Source organism: Streptomyces sp. NPDC054961 (genome assembly GCF_053609145.1).
In genome coordinates this window covers 54,618-73,200 of sequence record NZ_JBSGWY010000037.1, presented here as the reverse complement: position 1 = coordinate 73,200, position 18,583 = coordinate 54,618, and the positions used below count along the sequence as shown (strand labels likewise).

The 18,583-nt window shown below is 71.0% G+C and carries 15 protein-coding genes, 1 tRNA gene and 1 pseudogene; 12 read left to right on the top strand and 5 right to left on the bottom strand.

The features are described 5' to 3' along the window. Positions 1–23 precede the first annotated feature (23 nt). Complete coding sequence (locus ACWF9Z_RS27965; RefSeq protein ID WP_453606333.1) at positions 24–692, top strand: LutC/YkgG family protein; 669 nt, start codon at positions 24–26, stop codon at positions 690–692. Positions 693–697: 5 nt separating this feature from the next. After that, positions 698–1,087 (top strand): VOC family protein, encoded by a 390-nt coding sequence (locus ACWF9Z_RS27960; RefSeq protein ID WP_453606312.1) that lies wholly within the window; start codon positions 698–700, stop codon positions 1,085–1,087. 207 nt (positions 1,088–1,294) lie between these two features. Here ACWF9Z_RS27960 and ACWF9Z_RS27955 read toward each other — a convergent pair whose 3' ends face one another. Continuing rightward, positions 1,295–1,894: a DUF309 domain-containing protein gene (locus ACWF9Z_RS27955; RefSeq protein ID WP_453606310.1), complete on the bottom strand. Its 600-nt coding sequence runs from the start codon at positions 1,892–1,894 to the stop codon at positions 1,295–1,297. A gap of 83 nt (positions 1,895–1,977) precedes the next feature. Between ACWF9Z_RS27955 and ACWF9Z_RS27950 the strand changes: the two genes are divergently transcribed. The 7 genes from ACWF9Z_RS27950 to ACWF9Z_RS27920 all read left to right on the top strand — a co-directional run bounded on the left by ACWF9Z_RS27950 (position 1,978) and on the right by ACWF9Z_RS27920 (position 10,500). Then, positions 1,978–2,054, top strand: a tRNA-Pro gene (locus tag ACWF9Z_RS27950). A 244-nt stretch (positions 2,055–2,298) separates the two neighbouring features. Continuing rightward, positions 2,299–2,511 carry a hypothetical protein gene (locus tag ACWF9Z_RS27945; protein WP_453606308.1) on the top strand — a complete coding sequence of 71 codons (213 nt, stop codon included), beginning with the start codon at positions 2,299–2,301 and terminating at the stop codon, positions 2,509–2,511. Positions 2,512–3,145: 634 nt separating this feature from the next. Continuing rightward, the gene (locus tag ACWF9Z_RS27940) at positions 3,146–3,520 is read left to right on the top strand and encodes a hypothetical protein (protein WP_453606306.1); all 375 of its coding nucleotides are present in this window, start codon (positions 3,146–3,148) and stop codon (positions 3,518–3,520) included. A gap of 8 nt (positions 3,521–3,528) precedes the next feature. After that, positions 3,529–5,820, top strand: a complete 2,292-nt coding sequence (locus ACWF9Z_RS27935) for a hypothetical protein (RefSeq protein WP_453606304.1) — start codon at positions 3,529–3,531, stop codon at positions 5,818–5,820. 6 nt (positions 5,821–5,826) lie between these two features. Further along, positions 5,827–6,807: a hypothetical protein gene (locus ACWF9Z_RS27930; protein ID WP_453606302.1), complete on the top strand. Its 981-nt coding sequence runs from the start codon at positions 5,827–5,829 to the stop codon at positions 6,805–6,807. Between the two features lie 327 nt (positions 6,808–7,134). Then, positions 7,135–8,976 carry an ABC transporter ATP-binding protein gene (locus ACWF9Z_RS27925; RefSeq protein ID WP_453606300.1) on the top strand — a complete coding sequence of 614 codons (1,842 nt, stop codon included), beginning with the start codon at positions 7,135–7,137 and terminating at the stop codon, positions 8,974–8,976. Between the two features lie 312 nt (positions 8,977–9,288). Next, positions 9,289–10,500: an alpha/beta hydrolase family protein gene (locus ACWF9Z_RS27920; RefSeq protein WP_453606299.1), complete on the top strand. Its 1,212-nt coding sequence runs from the start codon at positions 9,289–9,291 to the stop codon at positions 10,498–10,500. A 150-nt stretch (positions 10,501–10,650) separates the two neighbouring features. On the opposite strand, the gene ACWF9Z_RS27915 is transcribed toward ACWF9Z_RS27920, so the two are convergent. Continuing rightward, complete coding sequence (locus ACWF9Z_RS27915) at positions 10,651–11,349, bottom strand: nucleotidyltransferase domain-containing protein (protein WP_453606297.1); 699 nt, start codon at positions 11,347–11,349, stop codon at positions 10,651–10,653. 922 nt (positions 11,350–12,271) lie between these two features. Here ACWF9Z_RS27915 and ACWF9Z_RS27910 point away from each other — a divergent pair. Further along, positions 12,272–13,345: a YncE family protein gene (locus ACWF9Z_RS27910; protein WP_453606296.1), complete on the top strand. Its 1,074-nt coding sequence runs from the start codon at positions 12,272–12,274 to the stop codon at positions 13,343–13,345. Between the two features lie 200 nt (positions 13,346–13,545). Next, on the top strand, positions 13,546–14,307 hold the full coding sequence (locus ACWF9Z_RS27905; RefSeq protein WP_453606294.1) for a transposase family protein: 762 nt from the start codon (positions 13,546–13,548) through the stop codon (positions 14,305–14,307). 286 nt (positions 14,308–14,593) lie between these two features. Here ACWF9Z_RS27905 and ACWF9Z_RS27900 read toward each other — a convergent pair. The 3 genes and pseudogenes from ACWF9Z_RS27900 to ACWF9Z_RS27890 form a co-directional block, all read right to left on the bottom strand. Continuing rightward, positions 14,594–15,573 (bottom strand): annotated as a pseudogene (locus ACWF9Z_RS27900) (IS5 family transposase). A gap of 73 nt (positions 15,574–15,646) precedes the next feature. Continuing rightward, a complete protein-coding gene (locus ACWF9Z_RS27895; RefSeq protein WP_359950158.1) occupies positions 15,647–16,066 on the bottom strand; it encodes a peptidase inhibitor family I36 protein in 420 nt (139 codons plus the stop codon). A 412-nt stretch (positions 16,067–16,478) separates the two neighbouring features. Beyond that, positions 16,479–17,561, bottom strand: a complete 1,083-nt coding sequence (locus tag ACWF9Z_RS27890; RefSeq protein ID WP_453606331.1) for an MFS transporter — start codon at positions 17,559–17,561, stop codon at positions 16,479–16,481. A gap of 171 nt (positions 17,562–17,732) precedes the next feature. Between ACWF9Z_RS27890 and ACWF9Z_RS27885 the strand changes: the two genes are divergently transcribed. After that, positions 17,733–18,569: an AraC family transcriptional regulator gene (locus ACWF9Z_RS27885; protein ID WP_453606293.1), complete on the top strand. Its 837-nt coding sequence runs from the start codon at positions 17,733–17,735 to the stop codon at positions 18,567–18,569. Positions 18,570–18,583 lie beyond the last annotated feature (14 nt).

Below are 18,583 nucleotides of genomic sequence, written 5' to 3'. Positions count from 1 at the left end.
TTGGGGTGGGCCCCCCCAAACACATCCGCCCCCCCTTCCGCGACAGCGCCCACTCCCGCCCCCCCCCGCGCCGGCGCGCCCGCCCCCGCGCCCGGGCGCCGGCCGCCGCCCCGCCCCGGGACGCCGGGATCCCCCGGGACTACCTCCAGGTCCACGGCGCCCGCACCGCGGCCGAGAACGTCGACCTGCTCGCCGCGCACCTCACGGAGTACCGCGCGAAGGTCCACCGCGTGGACGAGGACGGCATCGCCGGGCTGCTGGCGCGGCTCCTCGCCGAGCGCGGCGCCGCGTCGGTCCTCGTGCCGTCCGGGCTGCCCCCGCACTGGCTCGCGTCCGCCCGCCCGACCCGGATCCACGACCGGGCCGACTTCACCCCGTACGAACTGGACGCCGTGGACAGCGTGGTGACCGGCTGCGCCCTGGCCATCGCCGAGACCGGCACGATCGTCCTCGACGGCGGCCCCGGCCAGGGAAGGCGCCGGATCACCCTGATCCCGGACCACCACATCTGCGTGGTCCGCGTCCCCGGCCAGGTGGTCGACTCGGTCCCGCGGGCGCTGCCGCTCCTGGACCCCACCCGGCCCCTGACCTGGATCTCCGGACCCTCCGCGACCAGCGACATCGAGCTGGACCGGGTCGAGGGAGTGCACGGCCCCCGCACCCTGGAGGTCGTGCTCCTCGGCGCACAATAGGCGTCATGTCCGCACACATCGCCCTCACCGCCCTCGTCGTCCACGACTACGACGAGGCCATCGACTTCTACACCCGCGCCCTCGGCTTCGACCTCGTCGAGGACACCGCGCGCCCGGACGGCACCCGCTGGGTCGTGGTCCGTCCGCGCGGCGCCGAGGAGTCCGCCCTCCTCCTGGCCCGGGCCAAGAACGAAGCCCAGCGTTCCCGGGTCGGCGACCAGACCGGCGGCCGCGTCGGCTTCTTCCTCTACACCGACGACTTCGCCTCCGACCACGCCCGGATGGCCGCCGAAGGGGTCCACTTCCTGGAGAAGCCGCGCCACGAGACGTACGGCTCCGTGGCGGTCTTCCAGGACCTCTACGGCAACCGCTGGGACCTCCTCCAGCCGGCGTAGGCCCTGCGGGTCGGTGGCCCGCGGGGGTGACGGCGGCCGGGCCGGGCGGGGCGGGCGCCCGCGACGACCGGAGGCCGGGGGCCGGGACGGCGGTTAGCCGGGACAGGGCCCGGCCGCCAGGTGCGGCCCCGCAGGGGTGGCGGCGGCCGGGCGGGCGCCCGTGACGGCCAGAGGCCGGCGGCCGGGGCGGCGGGGGCAGGGCAGCGGTCAGGCGGGACCGGGGCCGGCCGTCAGGTGCGGCGCCTCGGCCGCCGCGTCGACGGCCGCGCCGCCCTCCACCCGCGCCGCCAGCTCGCGCGCCCAGCGGACGAGCCCGGGCAGGTCCATTCCGTACGCGGGGCCGGTCCCGGGAGCGGCCCCGCCTTCGTCCCCGCCCCCGGCGTCCCCGCCCCCGCCCCCGGCACCCCCGCCGTCGTCCCCGTCCCGTCCGGCCAGGACATCCGCGCCCCGGCGCAGCAGCCGGGCGCCGCCCACCGCGTTCCCGCGCGCCGCGTGCGTCAGCCCGACCGCGAGCTGCGCGAGGCCGCGCCACAGCGCGGCCTCGGACTCGGGCCCGGACTTCCAGGCGTCCTCGAACACCTCGTGCGCGTGGAAGGGCATCCCGGCGTCCAGCAGCCGCTGGGCCTCCGCGACGCTCTCCCCGGGCGACCGCCGCACCCCCTCGGGCTGCCGCTCCACGCCCTCGGCCCCGTAGGGCAGCGGCCGCCCCAGCCCGTCCCTGGGCCGCGCGCTGCGCGCCCGCCCCTCACCGTCCCGATCTCGTCCGTTCACCCCGCCATCCTCCCTCCCGACGGTTAACCCGTGCATGCACACCCCTCGTCGTGGGGTAATGTTCTGCATGTGCCGCCGGGACGGGGAAAGCCCAAGTGGGAGCCCAGTCGGAAGCACATCGGGACGTGGCGCAGCTTGGTAGCGCACTTGACTGGGGGTCAAGGGGTCGCAGGTTCAAATCCTGTCGTCCCGACCATGCGGAAACGCAGGTCGGAGGTCGTTCTCTCAACTATGAGAGGGCGGCCTTTCGTGCGTCCGGGGCCGTGTTGGTCGCAGCCACGGTGTGCGGCCCGTTTCGTGGCTGGCCCTTTCGGCTCCGGTGAGGTGTGGTCGATGGTTCGAGGCGCCGTCTGCGCGCGGCGCCGGAGGGCTGTGGCGACCCGGGGAGAGATGGCGACCCAGCCGCGGCTCGACCGGGTCTTCGGCGTGGTGATGACGAGGTGGTTGTCGTCGATCGCGGAGAGGGTGCAGCGCACGTAGAAGACAACCTGGGCACGGTGGACGTCGTCCCGGTGGAGTCCGAGGGCTTCGCCCTTGCGCGGGCCCGTGCCGATGAGGAACTCGAACAAATCGGCCATCGCGGGATCGGCATGGTGGCAGTGGACGAGGAAGCGGGCGGCCTCCTCCGCTCCCCCTATCAGCCGCTCCGGTGACGCTGCCCGGCGTAGGACCGGGGGCTGGCGGGGTTGTGGGGCAGACGGTGTCGGCGGACGGCGTCGCCGAGGGCGCTGGAGAGAGTGGCCGGGGCAGCCGGTAGAGGGTCGGGGGGGGGCGGGCCGCCCCCCCCCCCCCCCGCGGGGGGGGGCCCGGGGGGGGGGGGGGGGGCGGGGGGGGGGGGGGGGGGGGGGGGGGGGGGGGGGGGGGCGGGGGGGGGCCCGCGCCCCCGCCCCCCCCCCCCCCCCGGCAGGTGGTGAAGGCCGCGATGTGACGGCTGTCGGTGACGAGGCGAGGGCCGTGTGCTCCGAGCCGGTGATGCAGTGGGTCCCGGCAGCCCCATCGGCGGTAGATGCGGCCGCGGTCGGCGGTGGTGCGCAGGGGGATCGCAAGCGAATGTTCCAGCGCTCCCCGGACCCGGAGGAGGCGCGCCTCGACCTGGCCTGATGAGGCCGACGGCCGTGGATCAGGGCGCCGTAAGAGGGGCGTTAAGGCGGTGCGCTCACTCGATGTATGTGCAGTTGCCATGTCTATGATCACGAGACGTCAAGGGGGAGGACGCGGGACATGTCTGGGGAGTTCGACAGTGAGTGGGGCGCGCTACGCGCCCGCTCTGCCGATCAGCGAGCGGACATGCGGTTGAGCGGCACGGGTGCTCCCGCAGGACCATTCGCACCAGGGGGATCGGGGACCTTCGGGTCGACACCGGCCGAGAAGACGGCGGCGGCGAACACGATCGAGACCGAGCTGCAGCCGAACACCAAGACGGCCACGGAACACGCGGACGAGGCGACCAACACCGCCGTGAAGGGCTTCGACGGCTGGGACACCGCCCCTGGCCTGAAGAAGGTCGCGGACACGTGGGACAAGCAGGTCAAGGTCCTGATGGGCCGTCTCGGGTCCGAGAAGAGCGCCCTGCGCGGCGCCTCGGGCCTGTTCGTGCGCAACGACTCAGGTCTGGGTGACCAGTTCCGGCCGATCGGTCAGTCCAAGCTCAACGGGATCTAGGGGGACAGGTGCTGACCTACTACGAAGTGATGACCACGGACCTGGATCTGCTGACAACGGCCGCCGACAAGTGGGATTCCATGGCCGGCGAGTTGAAGAAGGTCGAAACCCGCTACGGCGACAGCGTTCAGAAAATCACCATGGGTCAGGACTGGACCGGTATCAGTGTCGGGGTGGCCCATACGGGCTTCGCGGCCACTCGCTACGAATATTCCGCCGCGCAGATCCAGGCCAAGGCCGTCGCGAGCCTCCTGCGCGATGCGCACAGCCAGTTCACCGAGCTCAAGAAGCGGGTCGAGAGCGCACGAGACGATGCGGTCAAGGCCGACATGACCGTCTCGGAACAAGGGACGGTCGCCTACGACTACGCGAAGCTCACCCCGCAGGAGCGCAGCGCGATCCACCACGACCCGGATGGTGAGACCACCATCCGCACGGCCGTCGCCAAGTGGCAGCAGCACATCGACGACTGCGTGAAAGCCGTCTCCGAGGCCGACCAAGGCGTGAAGATCGCCCTGGAAGCCGTGGTCGTCGACAGCAACAAGGACGCCCTGGGCAAGGGCAACGACGAGACCCTCGACGGCTTCAATGCCGGAGCGCAGGGCGACATCGAGGTCTACGAGGCCCGCAACGCCGAGGACATCGCCACCCGCATCAACAGCGGCGAGAAGGTCTCGGAAGCCGACTACGCCGAGCTGAGCCGTTCCTTCCGCGACAACTCCTCACGGCCGGAGTTCACCCAGACCTTCCTGAACGGGATGGGCGCGGAGAACACGCTCAAGTTCACCAACAAGCTCAACGACCACGCGTACGGCGACGACAAGGGCAACAAGCAGCGCTACCTGGACCTGCAGAAGGGCCTGGCCAACTCGCTGTCCAACGCGATGCAGGACCCGAAGTCCGACTTCTACAAGAACTTCCGCACGCAGTTGAACAAGGCCGGACTGGAGAGTTACGACCTCAAGCAGATCGGCGACTCGCCCAACGCCATCAGCCGGGACCACGGCCAGAAGGTCCGCGGCTACCAGAGCCTGGTCACCCTCATGCAGAACGGGGACGGCTACTCCACCCCGTTCCTCCACGACCTGGCCTCGGACATCCGCAAGGCCGAGGACAAGAAGCAGGGGGGCGACCCCGACGTCTGGGACCTCAACGGCGACTTCAGCGGCACCAACAAGGGCTGGTTCGCCAACGACCCCCTCGACGGAGTCCTCGGCATCATGTCGAAGAACCCCGAAGCCTCCACCTCCTACTTCGACCCCGGCGTCGACGGCAAGAACGACAACCTCCAGTACCTGCTCAAGGACCGGGACTGGAAGTTCGACGACACCCCGGTCTGGCAAGGCAACTTCGAGACCCACCGAGACCTCGAGTCCGAGGGCAAGGATGCCCGCACCGGCCTGGGCCTGGCACTGGAGGCCTCCACCACGGGCAGGGAACCGGGGGTGGCGTCGGCAGACTACGGCCACCACTCCGAGGCCGAGGCGCGGGTCATGCAGCAGACCATCTCCATCCTGGACGCCGACGGCAAGGGCGACACGATCGCGGACCACCTCAAGGCCCCTCTGGGTCGGGCCCTGGTCGACTACACCGCCGACACCCACTCCATCCTGAGCGGCACCTCGCCCGGCAGCCCCATGGGCCAGGACGGCATCACCGCCCACGGTGAGGACTCCAGCATCACCAACGGCAAGCCCAGCCTGTTGCGCGTCATGCGCGGTGTCGCCGACGGCGAGGTCGGAACGGGCCCCACCGGCCAGCCGATCACCGCCTACGACGTCATGTACGAATCGGAGCGCCGCTACTCCGCCGAGTACCTCACCCACGCCAAGCCCGCCGGACCGGGCGAGGCCGGCAACGTCGTCGGCGACTGGGACAACCGCGCCCGCCACGTCGGTGAGGTCTTCGGAGCGATGAACGCGATCGGCTCCGACATCACCCTCGACGACCGCGACACCAAGATCGGCACCATGAACGACGCCGCCCGGTACGGCTACCACGGCTTCGGCGGACTGATCACCCAGTTCCCGGTCATCGGCGACCCGGCACAGCGCTTGATCGACGCTGCCACCTACGAATGGTCGAAAGACGTCGCGGCGGAGCACGAGGCCATGGCGCTCAAGAAGGAGAGCCAGGACGCCGCAGCCGGCGTGGGCGCGACGAACTCCTTGATCGACTCTTTTGCGACCGGGCAGGGAGCCAACGGGTCCGTGGCCCACGAACATGCCAAGGGCGAGGCCAAGCAGAGTTACATCACCGGACGCGAGGACGCTTACTCCGCCCTCCGTACAAGGAAGTAGAGCACCGTGACCACATCCCCGCAGCGGGTGGCCAAGTTCCCGCGCAAGGCGCTCGCCGCCGCCATTGCCGCCCTGGCCGTCGTGGGCGGTCTGCATCTGTGGCTGAACACGAACACGTTCGGCGACTCCGCCCTCTGCGGGGGCGTGGTGTCGGCCCATGACGCCGCAGCCGTACTCACCGGCGCGGGCAGGATCACCAGCCGTCCGGGCGCGCTGAGCGGGTCGGACGACGGCAGGACCCGGTTCGACTGCGTCATCGAGCGCAGCGCGGCCGCGCAGCCGGGATCCGACACGCAGAGGCTCTTCGTCCGCGGAACGAGCGAACGCGGCGACTTCGCCTTCACCGGCGGCAACTGGCCCGACGCCTCGACGGCGTCGTTCTTCCCGGGCGGCGGCGCCGCCCCCGGCCGCGCCTGGGTCCAGCTCCCGGCGGCCTGTACGGACAGCCAGGCGGGTCTGGTGTGGGGAAGCGCCGCCGAGACCGCGGACTCCGAGAAGGTGGTCCGCTTGCTGACCGGCGCCGCGAACCGGATCAGCGCCCGGTCCGGCTGCACCCCGCCCACCCCGCTTTCGGCCCCCGACCGCATCGCCCCGGCGGCGGAGCAGCGCCCGGCCACCGCGGGCAGCGTGTGCGCCCTGCCCGGCTTCACACTCCCTGCCGTCCTCAGGGAAACCGTTCAGGACTCGGGTGCCACCTGGGCATGCCGAACGGCGACCGCGGAGGGTGCGAAGCAGACCTATGCCACCTTCTCCGCGACCCAGGACCCCGCCGCCATCTCAGGAATACGCAAGTCGAAGGGATTCTCGGGGCAGGGCTTCGACGCCACCCATACCCTCTCCGATTGTTCGGGCAAGCCCACGTACTTCGCCATGGAGACCGGCACCCGATACACCGCATCCCTCGGCGCGGGCGCACCCGCTCCCCAGGACCTGTTCACCGCCTTCACCAAAGCGGCCGCAGCCAAGTTCGGCTGCGCCACGTCGTAGCGGCCCGCAGACAGCGCGGTTGTCCCTCCGAAGCGTCAGTGGGGCATCGAAGGGGGAGGACAGGTCGATCACCGTGCTTCCGCGGGCTGTTTCGGAGAAATCCGGAACGGCCTCTTTCGGGTTTCCGGGCGCTGCGCGCGGCTCGGGCACGCCAGGCCGGCCGGGGGCGCGCGAAGTGGGTGGGGGCGCGGTCGGGGGCGCGTTCCGCAGGGGCGGGAAAAGGCTTGGACTGGGCGGGCGCCGTCGCGGGACACTGCGGTCTCCCGGCCCGCCGGTACCCCCGGGCCGGGGCCGCCCCGTTCTGCCACACGACAGCACAAGGTTGTTATGGGAACGCCTGAATTACCCCCAGGTCCAGGTTCACCGCGCAGGGGTCCGGTACTCCTCGCGCTTCGCTACTACGGACGGGAGTTGCTCCGCCTCCGCCGGTGGACGGCCCCCGGGATGCTGCTCCCGGCGCTGGGCAACATCGGCATCAACTACATCGCGCCGCTGGTCGTCGCGAAGCTCGTCGGCCGGATCGCCGGACCGTCCGGGACGGGTGCCGGCAGCGGCATCGGGCCGATGCTGCCGTACGTCCTCGGCTTCGCCGGCGCCCTGCTGATCGGGGAGCTGCTGTGGCGGGTCGGGCTGCACTGCCTGAACCGCCTCGACGCCCTCGGCATCGAGCGCATGTACGTGGTGGGCATGGACGAACTGTTCGCCAAGGACGCCGCCTTCTTCCACGAGAACTTCGCGGGCTCGCTGACCAAACGGGTCCTGAGCTTCGCCTCCCGCTTCGAGGAGTTCGTCGACACGCTGACCTTCTCGGTCGTGGGGAGCCTCGTCCCGCTGCTGTTCGGCTCGGTGGTGCTGTGGCAGTACGAACCGCTGCTCGTCGTCGGACTCCTGTCCCTCATCGCGCTGACGGGGCTGTGCGTGGCGCCGCTGATCCGCCGCCGGCAGGCGCTCGTGGCCGGGCGCGAGGAGGCGATCGCCCGGGTGTCGGGTCATGTCGCCGACAGCCTGATGAACATGGAGACCGTGCGGGCGTTCGCCGCCGAGAAGCGCGAGGCGGCCGAGCACCGCTCCCGCGTGGCGGAGTCCCGGCGCCTGACGCTGCGGTCGTGGGACTACGGCAACCTGCGCATCGACACGCTGGTCGCACCGATGTCCGTACTGACCAACGCGCTGGGCCTGCTCCTGGCCATCACGCTGGGCGGCGGGGAGCACGGCGTGGAGGCGATCGTCGTGGCCTTCGCCTACTACTCCAACGCGACGCGGATCATGTTCGAGTTCAACCAGATCTACCGCCGCCTGGAGAGCGCGATGACGGAGGCGGCCCAGTTCACCGAACTCCTGCTGACCCCGCCCACCGTGCTCGACCCGGAGTCCCCGGAACCGCTGCTGCCCCAGGGCGCCGAGGTGCGCTTCGAGCGGGTGACCTTCGCCCACGCGGGTGCGAAGCCCCTCTTCGACTCCCTCGACCTGGACGTGTCCAGCGGGACGAAGATCGGCCTCGTCGGCCGGTCGGGCGGCGGCAAGACCACGCTCACCCGGCTCCTCCTGCGGATGACGGACATCGACGCCGGCCGGATCCTGATCGGAGGACAGGACATCAGCCGGCTGTCCCAGGCCGATCTGCGCAGCCAGATCTCCTACGTGCCGCAGGATCCGGCGATGTTCCACCGCACCCTGCGGGACAACATCGCGTTCGCCCGGCCGGACGCCACCGACGCCGAGGTCCGCCGCGCGGCCGAGGCGGCGCACGTCACCGAGTTCGCCGACGCCCTGCCGGACGGTTTCGGGACCATGGTGGGCGAGCGCGGGATCAAGCTGTCCGGCGGACAGCGCCAGCGCGTGGCCCTGGCCAGGGCGATCCTGCGCGACGCACCGATCCTGCTGCTCGACGAGGCGACCAGTGCCCTCGACTCCGAGAGCGAGATCCTCGTCCAGGAGGCGCTGTGGCGGCTCATGGACGGGCGGACGGCCCTCGTGGTGGCACACCGGCTCAGCACGGTCGCCGGCATGGACCGGCTCGTCGTCCTGGACCACGGACGGATCGTCGAGCAGGGCACCCACCAGGAGCTGCTCACCGCGGAGGGGGCCTATGCGAAGCTCTGGCAGCACCAGTCGGGCGGGTTCCTCGAGGACGTGGCCCCCGCCGCGTCGCCGGCCGAGCGGGACTGAGGGCCGTCCGGCCCGGCACGGGGCGGCGCGGGGGCGGCCGGTCGGCAGGGTGCGCCCCGGCGGAACCCGGGGTCGGCGGTGGGCCGGTCACCGCGCCGTGGTCGTGGCGGGAGCGGGACCGGCCGATCCTCCGGGACCCCGAGCCCGAGGTGGCCGGGAAGGCCCCGTAGCCGGACGGCACGGCCCGCCGCATCGGCCTCGGGATGTAAACCCGTGGGCCGATGCCGCGCGGCAGGGGGTGTGACAGCGTTCCCTCGTGCCCACGGACCGTCCGTCGAGGCACGATTGACGATCCGTCACCAGGGGGGACCCATGAACAACACGTCGTTCATCAGCCGGAAGGGCGCCACGCGCCGCCGCGTCCTGGGAGCCGCGCTGGCCGCCGGGCCGCTCGCCGCCCTCGCCGGTCCCGCCTGGGCGAACCCCGGCACGCCTCCCCCCGTCCCGGCGCGGCTCACGCTGCCCGGTCCCACCGGGCCGCATCCGGTGGGCACGGTCCCGCTGCACCTCGTCGACCGGTCGCGCCCGGACGGCATCGCGGGCCCCGGGCACTTCCGCGAGCTGATGGCCACCGTCTGGTACCCCGCCCGGAACGTCCAGCGGTACCCGGTGGCGCCCTGGATGCCGGACGGCGCCCTCCAGGCGTTCCTCGCCAACGCGGGGCTCAGCGATCTGGCCCCTCTGGCGCCGCTCACCGCCGGCCACACGGGCGCTCCGGTGTGCCGGGTGGACCGACGGCTGCCCGTCGTCGTGTTCGCGCACGGCGCGCACAGCCACCAGGGCGACCACACCGTGATCGTCCAGGAGCTCGCCAGCCACGGATACGCGGTGGTGACGGTGGCTCACCAGTACGACACGTACACGGCGTTCCCTGACGGCCGGGTCGCCGTCCCGCTCTCCGACCAGAAGGCGCCGACGCTGCCCGGGGACTTCGCCGCCGACCTGCGCTTCGTCCTCGACTGCGTCGAGCAGCTCGCCGCAGGGCGCAACCCGGACGTCGACCAGCGGGAGCTGCCGGCCGGGCTGCTCGGCTCCCTCGACCCGCGGCGCATGGGCGCGTTCGGCTGGTCGAAGGGCGGGACGGCCGCCGCCTGCGCCACGCTCGCGGACGCGCGCATCCGGGCCGGCCTGAGCCTCGACGGCCCGATGCAGATGAACCCGCCGTTGGCCGGCGAGCTGGACCGGCCGTTCATGATGATGTCCGCCGAGTTCACCCGGGCCACGGATCCGGCGGCCGCCGCGTTCTGGTCGCTCCTGCGGGGCCCGCGGCTGGACATCCAGGCCGAGGGCGCCGCCCACTTCTCGTACGGCGACAACGAGGCGCTGTTCCCGCAGGTGGCGAAGATCTACGGATGGAGCGGGCAGCAGCTCCAGGACGTGATCGGCACCCTCGATCCCGAGCAGGCGGTGCGGATCCAGCAGGCGTACCCGCTCGCTTTCTTCGACCAGCACCTGCGCCACCGTCCGGGACACCTGCTCGACGGGCCGTCCCCGGCCTTCCCCGCAGTGACGTTCCTCCCCTGAGCGTCCGCTACCGCGACGCCGCGGTCCGTCGCAGGGTGGGCGGCTTGGACCTAGCGCAGGGCGGGTGAGTCAGCGATGTTGCGCCCGACTCTTCCACGAGCTCGCCGACGAGCGGGGTGTCGATGTCACGCTGCGGGGCGCGATCCATGCTCATCGGATGGCATATCCGTCCCACAGCGGACCCCCGGCCAAGTTCAGCACCTCTGCCACCACCGCGGCGAAGACCTTCGTATCCCCGGCGGTCGCCTGCGCGGCAGCTTCGGACAACGCGCGGTGCAGTGCGGGGTCGGCCGCAGCCAGTCGCCGCGACAGCCATTTGCCTCCGCCGAGCCAGTGCCCGCCGACCAGGAGGACCAGCTCTGAGGCACGCTGCAGCATGTGCGCGACCAAGTACACCCGCTCTGCGGCGTCCGAGCAGCCACGCAGGTCATCGAGCAAGTCGGTGAGGACGTACCGCTGGTAGTCGCGCTCACGGTCCGAGAGCGGCGGCGGGCCCGCGGCCCAGCGCTTGCGCGCTTCGTCCTGGAGCGAGGCGCCCAGCCCGTCCGCGTCCACCAGGAGCATGCCGTCAGCACACATGGCGAGCAGCGGTGAACTCCGCTTCGCAGTCTCCTGTTCGGCGAAGCTGTGCCAGGCGGCGTCTGTTTGCACGAACAGCTCCACCGGCCAGCCGCGATACACCAGGTTCTCCCGGCTGGGGGCGGGCGGCCCGTCCAAGAGGACCACGATGTCCAGATCAGATGTGGGCGTCCGGCGGTCAGTCAGCACGCTGCCCGCGAGGAAGGCCGCCCGGGCGGCGGGAAATCGGTCCCGCACCAGTTCGCGGGCGGTGAGCACGGGGTCATCCATGGTCGCAGCGTACGTTCCGACGCCGGTGACGTAGGGGGCGGGTGCTCCTACTTCTCGGGTCTGGCGCAGATCTCGCGGAGCGGTTCGCATCCGGCTTCGGCTGTGTGGGCGGTGTTTCCCGCGTGGGCGTTCTCGGCCATTCGTCGCATGATGTAGGGGCCGAGGGGACTCCCGAGCCCGGTACGAAGCCGCAATGATCCGCGAGGAATGGGGTCTCCGCGATGGGTTCGAGGACTACGTAGCGATCTTCATCACTGCGGGGAGGAATTCGATCAAGTCCTGAGCGAACCCCCACGGGGTGAGTAGGGCGTCAGGAGCCGCCCGGGCGATCTGCTCAGGGTCGAGGGAACTGGCGAACCATGGGAGTGCGGTGTCGCGCAGATGAACTGCGAACCCCTCCAGCCCCGCCTGGCGATTTGCAGATTGAGCCCTTTCCTCCTCACTCTGAGCTGGTCAGATGCAGGGTGAGGACGGCCTGGACGAGGCTGGTGATCCGGGTGTCTGCCTGCGGCGCTCCGCTTCCTGGAGGACCCGCTTGTGCTTCCGCGGCTTCCGGGGGCCCGCCCGCGCGGGGGCTGAGGTCGCCGGCCAGCAGCCTGGTGAGAGCACTGGGGTAGGCGTTTTCGGCGCACTCGAGCAGGTGCAGGAGGACTGCGAGTTCGCACGGGCGGAGATGCGGGTGGGTCAGGGCGCCTGCCGCGCCGGAGACCGGTGCCCGGGCTGGGCGGGGAGATAGACGGCTGTTCGCTTCCGCCGGTGCGCGACTCCGGGTGACGGTCGAAGGCCCAGTGCCATCCCCCGTCGCGTGCTGCTCAGGCTGGCACTCTTCCGGGTGGCTGACGTACAGATCCGCTGACGGCTGGTCAGTCGCGGCGGTACACCGGGTGGCACGAGAGACCATCACGTCGATCCGGAGGTCCACGTGCACTTTCAGCGATCCGCTGTACGGCGAACCATCGCGGTAGCCATCACGTTAGGGCTGGCGCTCCTGGCACCCGCGCCCGCCACGGCCGCCCCGCACCCGCCGAAGCCGCAACGGCAGGTCTACGCCTACGTCACCAGCCTCGACGGCCACGTGTACCCGATCGACACGAGGACCAACAAGGTCCAGGGGCTCGGGACCACCGCCGTCGGCGGCGGCCCCGAGCAGGTCGCGGTCACCCCCGACGGCGCGAGTCTCTACGTGACCAACGCCTTCAAGTACGTGTCGGCGGTCAACATCGCCAAGAAGAGCGTCACGGACATCCCCTTCGACAAGGACGAACTCTCTCCCGACCTCCTCTACGGGGAAGCGATCGCCCCGGACGGCAAGCACGTCTACGTGGCAGTCCAGAACCCCTTCGACGGGGACAATGTGTCGGTGATCGACACCGCCACCAACCAGGTCTCCGCCACCATCAAGACCAGCAGGCCCGACCAGGTGGTGATCAATCCCGGCGGCAAGCGCCTCTACGTGGCCGACAGCAAGGGCAGCCTGTCCGTGATCAACACCGCCGACAACCAGGTCATCGCCACCATCCGCCTCAACGAAGCGGCCAACGGCATGGCGGTCACCCCTGACGGCAAGCGCCTCTACGTGACCGGGAACAGCGGCACCGTCTCGGTGGTCAACCTCGTGAAGCAGAAGATCGTCCGCACCATCCCCGGTGCCGGCACGGGCGGGCTGACGATCAGCCCCAACGGCAAGCGGGCCTACGTGGTCGGCGTCGACAACAAGATCAGGCAGGGCAAGGTGTCGGTGATCAACCTGACCACCGACAAGGTCACCAAGACCATCCCCATCGGCGACATCCCGCCGGACACCGGGTCAGGCAGGTACTTCCGTCCCGCGGAGGTGGCCCTCACCCCCGACGGCAAGAGCGCCTACGTGGTCGGCTCCTACGGCAACGGGACACCCCAGGGAACCGTGTTCGCGATCAACACCGCAACCAACGCCGTGACCCCCATCACCGTCGGCGCCGGTGACACCATGGGGGTAGCCGTCGGTCGACTGTGACGGCGACACGAGCGCTCGGCAGATCCAGGCGCCACGCGCTTCCTGCCGACGAAATCCGAACCTGACGCCTTTGCCTCCAACGGCACCCAATGAGCCTTTTCCAACCTGTTGGGTGCGCTGGGCAGTTGGGCTGACAGACGGGTGAAGCCCCTGGTAGATGAGTTTTCGACCAAGAGAACCGTCTCCACCAGGGGCTTCATGTGCTTGTCTACCCGTCCGGCATTGACGTGTCCACCTCGACCCTGCGCCTGCTGTCCGAGCAGCTGCGCGCTCGCCGCCACGAGCGCGGGACCCGATGGCGGCGCCTGACCGCTGGACGCCAGGCGCTGTTCGCCCTCGCCCATCTGCGGTGCGGGCACACCTACGCCCAGCTCGCGGCCGGGTTCGGAGTCGGCACCACCACCGCCTACCGGTACGTGGTCGAGGCCGTCGGGCTGCCGGCTGCGCTCGCCCCCACCCTGGCCGAGGCGGTCCGCGCCGCGGCCGGGAAGGCGTACGTCATCCTCGACGGCACCTTGCTGCCGATCGACCGGATCGCCGCCGACCGGCCCTTCTGCAGCGGCAAGCACAAGAAGCACGGCATGAACGTCCAAGCCCTCACCGATCCGTTCGGCCGCCTGCTGTGGGCCTCGGCCGCGCTGCCCGGCGCTATCCACGACATCAAGGCCGCCCGCACCCACGGGATCATCGACGCCCTGGCCAAGGCCGACCTGGCCTGCTGGGCTGACAAGGGCTACCAGGGCGTCGGCGGCACCGTACGGGTGCCCTTCCGCGGCAAGCACCGCAACCTCTCCACCGGACAGCAAGCCGTCAACGTCGCCCATGCCCGCATCCGCGCCCTCGGCGAGCAGGCCATGGCCACCCTCAAGGCCTGGCGCCTCCTGCGGAAACTCCGCTGCAGCACCACCCGCATCACCGGCATCGTCCAGGCCATCCTCGCGCTTCACCTTGCGCCAGCCTGAGGTTGGAAAAGGCTCATTGAGTGAGTATCACGAAGTGCTGGGTGGGTGGGCATGTCCAGGAAGCTGGAGTGGCAGACGAGCGACTCGACGGATTCAGGGCGGCGAACAGTCAGCTCGGGATGGGCGCGACGCCAGGCACCGAGGTCGTCGTCGAAGGCTGCGTCGAGTGCGCCCGGGACATGATGACGTACGAAGATCCGTCGAACACGGCCTCTGGTGCCGTGCCGGGCGCCGCGACCCGGTGCACCCTTCCGGTCACAGCACTAGGGCGTGTGTGATGTCGTGATCAGTCGGCGGTTTTGAGGAGGTCGTCGATCCAGATCATGGCGGCGCGGAGGTGGAGGCCGGCGAGGTAGCTGTCCGAGGTTTTGTCGTAGCGGGTGGCGATGCCTCGCCAGGCTTTGAGCTTGTTGATCAGGCGTTCGACGGTGTTGCGTTCCTTGTAGAGGTCGGCGTCGTGGCTGATGGGCCGGTCGCCTTGCGTGCCCTTCTTCTTGCGGTTGGCGGCCTGGTCCTTCTTTTCTGGGATGACGGCCTTGATCCCGCGTTTACGCAGGTAGGCGCGGTTACCGTGGGACGAGTACGCCTTGTCCGCGGCGACCGCGCCGGGCGTCGTGCGGGGACGGCCGACCGGCAGGCGGATTCTCACCTTCGCGAGCACGGGGATGAACTGCGGGCTATCCCCGGCCTGCCCGGCGGTCAGGACCAGCGTGAGCGGACGGCACTGGCGGTCCGCGGCGAGGTGAATCTTGCTGGTGAGGCCGCCCCGGGACCGGCCGAGCAGGGCTTCGGTCAGGCGGATCTTGTGTTTTCGCCGGATGCGCCGGCGTTCGTCCTGTCCGTTCTGTTCCTCCGCGCCGCCCCCTTTTGTCGGGCTGTCTCCTGCTCCTGCCCGGCTTCTTCCAGGGCCTTCATGAGGTGCTTGCTGACGCGCATCCCCGCGGCGTCGTGGTGGGCGCGGACCGTGGTGGAGTCCACGCTGACCAGCGACAAGTCCGTTCTTCCCGCCCGGTCACCCTCGGCGATCAGGCCCTCCAGCAGGGCCGTGAACACACCGGCGTCCCGCCAGACGCGGAAGCGTCCGTAGACGGTGGCCCAGGGCCCGAACTCGGCAGGCATCTCCCGCCACTGCCCACTGGAGCGGAACCGCCAGATCACCCCCTCGAACTGCTGCCGCAACCGCTCCGGATACGGCCCGTACCTACCGATCGGCAGATACGGCTCGATGAACTTCCACTGGGCATGAGTGAGTTGCCTACGCGTCACGACCACAGTCGTACCGGATTCCACGCCTCGAACAGGCCAGAACCCAGCAGTTGATCACGGCATCACACGGGCCCTAGTTGTACGACCCGTTGAACGAGGAGATGCGATCGTTGAAGGTGTTTACGCCGAAGTAGGAGCCGTCTGCGTTGTAGATCGTCACCCTCCGCAGGTCGGCTGCGGCCCATCCGGGGTACAGCTTGATGTATTTCCCGCCCTGGTCGTAGTTCTGGTAGAAGCGCTCGACCAGGTTGGTGTTGTTGACGATGGAGGACGTCCGGTCGTTCGCCATCCCGTTCAGGACCGCGTTCAACTGGATGGCGCCCAGCCTGCCCCGGAAGTCGTGCCTGAGACCGTTGTAACCAGTGTCTTCGTAGAGGCACACGAAATCGGACGGGCAGTCTTCCCCTGCCGCCTGGGCCGGTGTTGCGCCAAGTGTCACGCCACCGATCAGTGCGGCCGTGGCAAGGGGGACGGAGAATGCGCGTGATCGCATGGAGTTCCTTAATCGCGGCCCAGCGGCGGGCCGGGGCGACAGTGAACGAGGGACTGCACCAAGGGAGTTCGCCGTGCTGGCCCAGCCAAGCAGGGCGCTGGGCTAACAGCGGGGAACCTTCTGAACAGTTGCAGAAATGTGATGTGTTCGTCGCACAAGGGCCGTGTGATGTGTGCGTCGAGGTGGCGGCGGGCGCGCGCGTGCCCGCAGGGCCGAGCGCAGGGGGCTAGACGCCGGGCTCGGGGGACGGGGCGTGGCGGTCCTCGGAGGTACGTCGAGGGCGCGACCGACGGCGTCGTGCGCTACGACAAGTCCCCCGAGAGCTACCTCGCAGGCGTTCACCTCCGCGCCGCAATGATCTGAATCGACGACCTCCTGAAGACCGCCGACTGATCACGACATCACACAGACCCTAGGCGGGCTCCGGAAGCCGGCGGGCCAGGGCCCAGGCCAGCAGGGGGAGGGCGGCCAGGGGGACCAGGGCCGTGCCCACGGACGTGGCGTCTGCCGCGGCGCCGATGACGGGGCTCGCGAGGCCGCCGATGCTGACGGTCAGTCCCAGGGTGACCCCGCTCGCCGTGCCCATGCGCGTCGGGAGGTAGTCCTGGCCCAGGGTGACCTGGAGGGAGAACGGCACGTACAGGGCGGCGGCGGCCAGCGCCGCGCACCCGTACACGAGCGGCAGCGGGAGGAAGAGGACACCCGCTACGGCGGGTACCGCCGCCGCGTAGGCGCGGTGGACGGTGGTGACCCGGCCCCAGCGCGTGGCCAGCCGGCCGCCGAGGAGGGTGCCGCCGGCGCTGCCCGCGAAGAGGGCGAACAGGGCCACCGCGCCGGCCGTTTCACCGCCACCGCGCTCGCGGACGTACAGGGCGATGAAGGTGCTCAGCCCCATGAAGACCACCGAGCGGACCACGACGACCAGCGAAAGCCGCAGGAAGGCCCGCCAGTTGTCCGCCGTGCCCCGGTCGGGTACCGGTCCGGACCCGGCCTCGGTCTCGGAACGCGCCGCGGCCGGTGGCCAGTTGAGGAACACGCCCAGCGCCGCCGGGAGGGCCAGCAGCCACCACCCCGCGGAGCCGGGGAGCGCCAGCGCGGCGACCACCAGCAGGGGAGCGCACGCGAAGCCGATGTTGCCGCCGAGCGCGAACCAGCTCATCGCGCCGTGCCCGGAGCCGCCCACCACGCGCACCAGCCGGGCGGCCGCCGGATGGTAGGCGGCGACGCCGAGCCCCGACAGGGCGACGGCGGCCAGCGTGGCCGCGTACCCGGCGTCGAGCCCGACCAGGGCCACGCCCAGCCCCGCGCCGGCCGTGGCCAGCGGGATCAGCCAAGGCGTCGGCCGGCGGTCGGTCAGCGCTCCGAACAGCGGCTGGACCACGGAGGAGAGCAGGGAGGCGGCCAGCACGATGCCCGAGGCGGCCGCGTAGCCGTACGAACGCTCCGAGACGAGGAAGGGGACGAGCGCGGCGACGGCGCCCTGGTAGACGTCCACGCACGAGTGGCCCGCCGAGAAGGCGGCCGTGCGGAGCCGTGCGGGAGGGCGGGGCGAAGGGGTGGGCGGGGCCGAAGGCCCGGCGCGGGGGGTCGGAACCGGTGTCGTGGAGGTCACCGAACGAGAATCGCCCTCGCCCGGTGCGTCCCGCTTCCGATAAATTGCCGGGTGATGCAGAAAATCCGCCACACCCCCCGCGCGGCGACGAGCGTCCGCGAGCTCGACACCCACCACGGCATCGATCCGCACCACCACGACGACCACCAGATCTGCTACGCCGGTTCCGGGGTGCTGTCCGTGACGACCGACGCCGGCACCTGGGTCGCCCCGACCACCCGCGCCCTGTGGATCCCGGCAGGCACGGTGCACGAGCACCGCGCGTTCGGCCGCGTCGACCTGCACTGCGTGGGCCTGCCGACCCACCAGAACCCGCTCTCCCTCTTCGCCCCCGCCGTGCTCGCCGTCGGCCCGCTGCTGCGCGAGCTGATCCTCGCCTACACCAGGGGCCCCGAGGACGGCAGCGAGGAGCGGCGCCGGATGCTCGGGGTGCTGCTGGACCAGGTGCGGGCCTCGCCCCTGCAGCCGTTGCACCTGCCCGCCCCCGCCGATCCCCGGCTGGCCGCCGTGTGCGCCCTCCTCCACGCCGATCCGGCGGACCCCCGCGGGCTGGCGGCGCTGGCGGCGGCCGCGGGAGCGGGAGCCGGGGAGCGGACGCTGAGCCGGCTCTTCCGCGCCGAGCTCGGCATGACGTTCCCGCAGTGGCGGACGCAGCTGCGCCTGCACCAGGCGCTGCGGCTGCTGGCCGTCGACACCCCCGTGACGGCGGTCGCGCACCGCTGCGGATGGTCCTCGGCCAGCGCGTTCATCGACGTCTTCCGCCGGGCCTTCGGACACACCCCGGGCACGCACGCCCGGGCCTCCCTTCCGGATCCCGCCGGGCGCCGGGATCCGACGGGGGCGCTCCGGCCCGGCTCGCCTCCCGCGCGCCCCCGCACGACCATGGAGTGAGGGGTCCGCACGGG

What these genes read in the sequence shown, in the direction of transcription:
- ACWF9Z_RS27885 (WP_453606293.1), top strand. Translation starts at nt 17,733, where the DNA reads ATGCAGAAAATCCGCCACACCCCCCGCGCGGCGACGAGCGTCCGCGAG.
- ACWF9Z_RS27960 (WP_453606312.1), top strand. Translation starts at nt 698, where the DNA reads ATGTCCGCACACATCGCCCTCACCGCCCTCGTCGTCCACGACTACGAC.
- ACWF9Z_RS27955 (WP_453606310.1), bottom strand. Translation starts at nt 1,894, where the DNA reads ATGCACGGGTTAACCGTCGGGAGGGAGGATGGCGGGGTGAACGGACGA.
- ACWF9Z_RS27940 (WP_453606306.1), top strand. Translation starts at nt 3,146, where the DNA reads ATGCGGTTGAGCGGCACGGGTGCTCCCGCAGGACCATTCGCACCAGGG.
- ACWF9Z_RS27925 (WP_453606300.1), top strand. Translation starts at nt 7,135, where the DNA reads ATGGGAACGCCTGAATTACCCCCAGGTCCAGGTTCACCGCGCAGGGGT.
- ACWF9Z_RS27920 (WP_453606299.1), top strand. Translation starts at nt 9,289, where the DNA reads ATGAACAACACGTCGTTCATCAGCCGGAAGGGCGCCACGCGCCGCCGC.
- ACWF9Z_RS27915 (WP_453606297.1), bottom strand. Translation starts at nt 11,349, where the DNA reads ATGGATGACCCCGTGCTCACCGCCCGCGAACTGGTGCGGGACCGATTT.
- ACWF9Z_RS27895 (WP_359950158.1), bottom strand. Translation starts at nt 16,066, where the DNA reads ATGCGATCACGCGCATTCTCCGTCCCCCTTGCCACGGCCGCACTGATC.